A 3,440-nucleotide genomic window follows, 5' to 3' on the forward strand; every position below is an offset into this window, starting at 1 on the left:
CTTCTTTAAACTTTTTGTAATCAAATTCTTTTGTCATGAGGCAAAGTTATTTTCTTTTTAATCTATTATGACACAAAGTTTTGAACACTCTCGCAGCAATATCTATACCTTATGTATCTGTGTTTTTTTACATACGGAAACATGCATTCTGCATAGTTATGTAATGCATCTGTAGTGTATTTAAAATTTACAGTATTACAACAGTAATCTGTATGTAATCATATAATTCTTTAATTATTAACCTTCTCTATAATACAATTGTATTTATGAGAAAAAATCTACATTAAAATGGAAAAAAGATTAGTACATAAACTAAAAATGTACAAAGTAGTTGTTGACTGGCTTGATAAAAACAAAAGTCAATTGGAATCATTGCCTCAGTTCAATGATTCGTTTAATGCCTTAAAAACTGTAGTAAACGACATTGAGCAATTAAGTATCAGCTCCTCTGTTGAAACCAATGGAGTAACATTGGATAAAGCCGGATCACGCATGATATTAATCGACCTGATTATACAGGTGGTTAGGGTTTTAAAAGTATATGCAACTTTTACCAATAATCAAATCATGATGAATGATATTGATGTTACAAACTCGCTGCTTTTAAGGCTGTCTGAGCAACAATTGTTAGTGAAAGCTCAAAAAGTTGTAGAGCATGCCAAGTCGATACAATCAGAAGCTCAGAATTATGGTTTAACAGAAGAAAAAATAGCAGAACTACTGGAAGCCTACGATACCTGGCACAGTAAATTATCAAGTGTAAGAACCACTGTTGTTGAACGTAAAAATGCAGGCGATCAGTTAGATGCCCATATTAATGTGGCCGATGATATATTAAAGGGTAAAATCGATTTATTACTTGATCTTTCGCAAAATACGCAACCCGATTTATACAATGAGTACAAGGCATCCCGCGAAATAGTAAATAGATAAAATCAATATCTGTAATTAAAGTAAAGTTACAACTCATTTTTGCGGGTAATTTATTCAATGTAAAATGAGTTGTAACACTTTATTATGTGTGGTATCTAAAACTAAAAAACAGAAGAAAACAATGCATATGCAACGATTCATATTCTTAATAATAATTTTGGTTACGAGTATAGGTTTATAGGCTCAAAAAAATGAACATCCTGAACCCAATTTCTTTAAAAATCTTTACACCAATGAGATATATACTAAAACAGAATTAGATCATTTTTTTAATCATCTTTTTGAGGATAATCAGGATTCAATATCAGGAGGAGTGGAACTTATGATATATGAGGAAGATATAGAGACTAATGGAGATTCTATCATTCAACCATTTAAATATGATTTAAGAGTAGGGATGGAATATAAACAAAGAGCTAATGCTTACCCTAAAATTGGAAAATACATCACACCAAGAAAATATTTAACCATTAAAGGAGATAGTATTCAGATAGGAGGGAAGCAGCAAAAACCTACCTTGTTAAACCTCTGGTTTGTGGGTTGTAGAGGATGTGTAGAGGAAATGCCGGCACTAAACAGAATACAGGAAAAATATGGAGACAGGGTTAACTTTATTTCGTTATGTTCCAGTACAAAATCTGGTATGAAATTATTCTTTTCAAAGAAAAAATTTACGTTTAACCATATTGCTAATGCAGATGCTATTGTTAAAGAGTTGGGATCAAGGCCTTACCCTGAAAATATATTTATCGATAAAACCGGAACCATAAAATATATTGAAGGAGGTCTTCCTCCTGCGCATAAAAAAGATTTGGATAAGGTAATAGTTTACTTTGAGCATATCTTGGATCAAATGCTGGAAACGGATTCGTAAGGTGAAAATTTCAGGCTAACAAGATTAAAGATTTGATATTAACTAACAATAAATAAAATGGTCATGAGAAATAGAATGGTATTACTAATTATGATTTTGTTTACAATTAACATTAATCAAGTAAAATCTCAGGATTTTGAAATACCTAAAGATTATATTTTAGTAGCAAAGGAGGACTATGCAAAGTATGAGAAAGATATAATTGCATGCGCTAATTGGATGGAGAATTCACCTTTAGATAAATATGAAGCTAAAAGAATTGATGTCAATACCTTTTTTATGAAATGGTTGACCGGAAGTCCATCAGTATCTATAAGTCTAAATACTGACTTAATTGTAAAATATACAGAAAAGAATCCTGACTTATTAATGATTTTTATAGCAGGTTGGACAAGATTTTCTTTAGAGAATAATTATAGTAAAGATCAACAAAAAGGATATTTTGAAGGATATAAAAGTATCATTAATGTTTATAAAAAGGGACTTGGTATAAAAAGAGACAAAAATATTGAGCAATTAATAAAGATTTATGATAAAGGTGAACTAAAGAATTGGATTAAAGAGAATTTAATATTGTAAGCTCCCCAATAATAAACCGGACAGTTTAAATTTAGACAGTTATAAACAAATCCAAAATTATGAAAAAAGGGATATTGATAATTATTGCTTTGTACATTTCCGTAGTTACCTACGGACAAAGTTCTGAAGAAATATTAGCTGAAGGAAAATTACTTTATAGACTAGAAAAGGCTTCGTGGAACGGAACTGATGACTTTTTATCCAGATTTCCGGATAAACGAAATACAGTAGGGGGCTATCTTTCCTATGAATCAGATCAGCATAAAATAATGACCATATTTTTTAGTAGGGAGAACACAGATAGTTTGTTAGTAAGGTATCTGTTTGACAGTATTCCAGATTCTCCAATAGTAATAGATACAACTAGTTTAAAAATTACACAACATGAAAAGGATTTGATTACAATTCGACAAGATGCAATCCAACGAATTTCAAACAATTCTGATCATTTTTTCACCTTTTATGAGAATACTTCATTAAACCCGATCCCGTTAATTACAGATAAAGAAAAAAGAGTTTTTATCCTTACTGGTCCTCAGGTTAGTGATGAAGTTATAATTGGGAATGATTATTTACTAGAATATGATAAGCAGAACAGATTAAAAAATAAGATCCAGATTCATAAGTCATTATTAAAGTATCCTTACAAGTCTGATGATCCTGAGAAAAGCTTAAAATCAACCTATCATTCACATGTTGTATCGGAATATATTAATTCAACAGACATTTGCACCTTACTTTTATATAAAGATTATGTGGAGTGGAAACAACATTATGTTTTGAGTAAAAAGTTTGTTTCAATTTTTGATATGCAGAAAGAGAATCTTGTAATAATAACAAGAAAAGCCTGGAATAAGATTTATAAACATCAAAAGGGTCTTTAGGCCTGATTTCTTAGTAGAAAACAGTTTTAGAATTGAAAAACAAGGGCCGTTAGCCCTGCTGTCTTAATCTGGGTATAGATTTATGCTTGGTTGCAAGACCGCACATTATTTTTTCCAGTTCATTTCTGAACGCTTCGTTTATCAGGTTTTCTCTACCTTGAACGGCAAAA

4 protein-coding genes are annotated in these 3,440 nt (G+C 30.7%); all 4 read left to right on the forward strand.

Annotation, left to right across the window (positions count from 1 at the left end; genetic code table 11):
• The first annotated feature begins 288 nt into the window (after window positions 1-288).
• The 4 genes from OM075_RS24540 to OM075_RS24555 all read left to right on the forward strand — a co-directional run bounded on the left by OM075_RS24540 (window position 289) and on the right by OM075_RS24555 (window position 3,270).
• A complete protein-coding gene (locus tag OM075_RS24540; RefSeq protein ID WP_301193205.1) occupies window positions 289-933 on the forward strand; it encodes a hypothetical protein in 645 nt (214 codons plus the stop codon).
• A gap of 322 nt (window positions 934-1,255) precedes the next feature.
• The gene (locus tag OM075_RS24545; RefSeq protein WP_301193208.1) at window positions 1,256-1,807 is read left to right on the forward strand and encodes a TlpA family protein disulfide reductase; all 552 of its coding nucleotides are present in this window, start codon (window positions 1,256-1,258) and stop codon (window positions 1,805-1,807) included.
• 63 nt (window positions 1,808-1,870) lie between these two features.
• The gene (locus OM075_RS24550; RefSeq protein WP_301193206.1) at window positions 1,871-2,386 is read left to right on the forward strand and encodes a hypothetical protein; all 516 of its coding nucleotides are present in this window, start codon (window positions 1,871-1,873) and stop codon (window positions 2,384-2,386) included.
• A gap of 59 nt (window positions 2,387-2,445) precedes the next feature.
• Window positions 2,446-3,270, forward strand: a complete 825-nt coding sequence (locus OM075_RS24555; protein ID WP_301193207.1) for a hypothetical protein — start codon at window positions 2,446-2,448, stop codon at window positions 3,268-3,270.
• Window positions 3,271-3,440: the final 170 nt, after the last annotated feature.

Source organism: Plebeiibacterium sediminum (genome assembly GCF_026013605.1).
GTDB lineage: Bacteria > Bacteroidota > Bacteroidia > Bacteroidales > Marinilabiliaceae > Saccharicrinis > Saccharicrinis sediminus.

Excerpts from the sequence above, each read along its gene's own strand:
- OM075_RS24540 (WP_301193205.1), top strand. The coding sequence starts at position 289 with ATGGAAAAAAGATTAGTACATAAACTAAAAATGTACAAAGTAGTTGTT.
- OM075_RS24550 (WP_301193206.1), top strand. The coding sequence starts at position 1,871 with ATGAGAAATAGAATGGTATTACTAATTATGATTTTGTTTACAATTAAC.
- OM075_RS24545 (WP_301193208.1), top strand. The coding sequence starts at position 1,256 with ATGATATATGAGGAAGATATAGAGACTAATGGAGATTCTATCATTCAA.
- OM075_RS24555 (WP_301193207.1), top strand. The coding sequence starts at position 2,446 with ATGAAAAAAGGGATATTGATAATTATTGCTTTGTACATTTCCGTAGTT.